At 71.6% G+C, this 2,472-nt stretch carries 2 protein-coding genes and 1 pseudogene; all 3 read right to left on the minus strand.

Annotation, left to right across the window (positions count from 1 at the left end; genetic code table 11):
* Positions 1-885: hypothetical protein (locus K2X24_RS02055; RefSeq protein WP_292494190.1), on the minus strand; the 885-nt coding region annotated here is incomplete at its 3' end.
* A gap of 71 nt (positions 886-956) precedes the next feature.
* The gene (locus tag K2X24_RS02060) at positions 957-2,279 is read right to left on the minus strand and encodes a nucleotide sugar dehydrogenase (RefSeq protein ID WP_292494191.1); all 1,323 of its coding nucleotides are present in this window, start codon (positions 2,277-2,279) and stop codon (positions 957-959) included.
* Positions 2,272-2,472, minus strand: a pseudogene (locus K2X24_RS02065) (UDP-glucose 6-dehydrogenase); the annotation flags it as partial. The pseudogene K2X24_RS02065 and the gene K2X24_RS02060, both read right to left, overlap by 8 nt.

Genomic DNA, 2,472 nt, shown 5'->3' on the forward strand with positions numbered 1-2,472 from the left:
CGCCGCGCCGGGCTCCGCGCGCGGCGGCAGGGCGCGGCGCGGCGCCGGCACGGGCTTATCCGATACGAAGCCTTGCGTGGCCCGCGGCATGGCGGCGGCGGCGAGCCGGACCTCGTGCAGGAGTTCCTCCTGCAGCACCGTCTCGAAGGCGGGGGCGTAATGGGCACGGCTGGCCCCGCCCTCGGCCATCGCGGCCTCGACCCCGAAGGCGAGGACGTGCGGAGTCGGATCGAACACCCGCAGGCCGTGGCGATGGGCGAGTTCGGCCATCCAGGTGCTGATCCGCGCCCGGCTCTCGATTTCCCGGCCCTGGGTGTCGGCCACGTTGCAGTGGGTGACGAACACCACCGGGCTCGGCAGCCGGGCGACGATCTCGAGGACGTCGCGCTCCAGTTCCTCCCGGGTGGCGGTGGCGACATGCAGTTCGGCGAGGAGGTGCCGCTCGAAGGGCGCCAGGGCGGCGAAATCGGGTTGCGCGGCCAGATCGAGGATCCGGCGGTCGCGCTCCTCCTCCCCGAGAGCGCCGTACAGAACCTTCAGGAGGTCGGGATGACTGCGGAAGCGCTCGGTGAAGTAGTTGAGCTGCAGCATCCACTCGCCGAGCATCACGCCCTTGAGCGAGGAGATCTCCACGAGGGAGACGCGCGGTGTCTCCGGCTCTGCGCGTGCGGGCAGCCCGCGCGGACCGGCGAGGTAGGGCACGATCTCGGGGGGGAGCGCCAGCCCGTCGCGAAAGTCGAGGAACTGCAGCACCTCGCGCGCGGTGTGGAGGTAGCCGTAGACATCCGCGTTGGCGAGATCGATCACACCGGCCTGCGCGGCGCTCCGCATCGGGTTGACGATGCGGCAGCTGCCCAAAGCCGTGACGCTCAGCCGCTTTGACATGGCACCCTCCTCGCCGGCCCGCCGCCGGCCCCGTTTCGCGTTGCGGCCCCGCAGCGGCTGGGCCAGGCCCGTCACATCCGCCATAGGGAGACGCCCTGCGGAACCCGGCTCCGGTCGAGGCAGGCCCGCACGTCGAGGACATCGCCGCCGGGCCCCTTGAGGCGGGGCCGCACCAGGTCCCAGCCCGCCGCCACGAACTGGTGATGCGAGACGGCGACGATCACCGCGTCGCAATCCTCCAGCTCCGAAAGCGGCCGCAGGTTAATCCCGTATTCGTGGCGCGTCGCCCGGGTATCCGCCTGGGGATCGTGCACCCGCACCTCGCAGCCATGGGCCTCCAGGGTCCGGATGAGGTCCGCCACCTTGGAGTTGCGGATGTCGGGCACGTTCTCCTTGAAGGTCAGGCCGAGCACGCCGACCCGACCATGCGCGACGCCCCGGGCGGCGAGGCGCCGGATGCACTCGCGGGCGATCACCTCGGCCATGCCGTCGTTGATGCGCCGGCCCGCCAGGATCACCTCCGGCTGGTAATCCGACATCTGCGCCAGATGGGTGAGATAGTAGGGGTCGACGCCGATGCAGTGCCCCCCGACCAGACCGGGGGCGAAGGGCAGGAAGTTCCACTTGGTCCGGGCGGCGTCGAGCACGTCGGCGGTGTCGATGCCGATGCGGTGGCAGATGATCGCGAGTTCGTTCATCAGCGCGATGTTGAGGTCGCGCTGGGTGTTCTCGATGACCTTGGCGGCCTCCGCGACCCGGATGGAGGGCGCACGATGGACCCCAGCGCGCACCACCGAGCCGTAGACCTCGGCCACGATGTCGAGGGTGGCATCGTCCTGGCCGGCCACCACCTTGGTCACGGTCTCGAAGCGGTGGACGATGTCGCCCGGGTTGATCCGCTCCGGGCTGTAGCCGACCGTGAAGTCCCGCCCGCAGACGAGGCCGGAGGCGGCCTCGAGCACAGGCACGCAGACCGCCTCCGTCGCGCCCGGATACACCGTCGATTCGTAGACCACGATGGCGCCGGGCGCGATGGCGGCGCCGACGCAGCGCGAGGCGGCGATCAGAGCCGAGAGATCCGGCTGGCAGGCGGTGTCGATGGGGGTCGGCACCGCGACGATGAAGAAGTCGGCGCCCCGCAGGGGGCCGGCTTCGGCGGTGTAGCGGATCGGCGCATCCGCGAGGTCGCGCCGGTCGATGACGTTGCAGCGGTCGAGCCCCCGGCGCAGCTCCGCGATGCGCAGCGGGTCGACGTCGAAACCGATGGTGGGGGCGCCGGAGGCCGCGAAGGCGGCGGCCACCGGCAGGCCGACATAGCCGAGGCCGATGACCGCGATGCGCCTGCCGTGCCCGGTCCGGGCACGGCGCCTCGCGCGGGGGAGGAGATCAAGCACGGACCGCCTCCGCTGCGAGGGCGGGGGAACCGGCGTCGGCGGGAGCCGAAACCGGCAGTTCGCGGCGCCCGCCGATTCCCGCATAGCGGAAGCCGTGGCGGATGGCCTCGTCCGGCGTGTAGACGTTGCGCAGGTCGACCATGACGGGTGCGGCCATGAGGGTGGCGAGGCGGGCGAAGTCGAGGGCGCGGAA

The sequence above is a fragment of the Methylobacterium sp. genome (genome assembly GCF_019750675.1).
Taxonomy (GTDB): domain Bacteria; phylum Pseudomonadota; class Alphaproteobacteria; order Rhizobiales; family Beijerinckiaceae; genus Methylobacterium.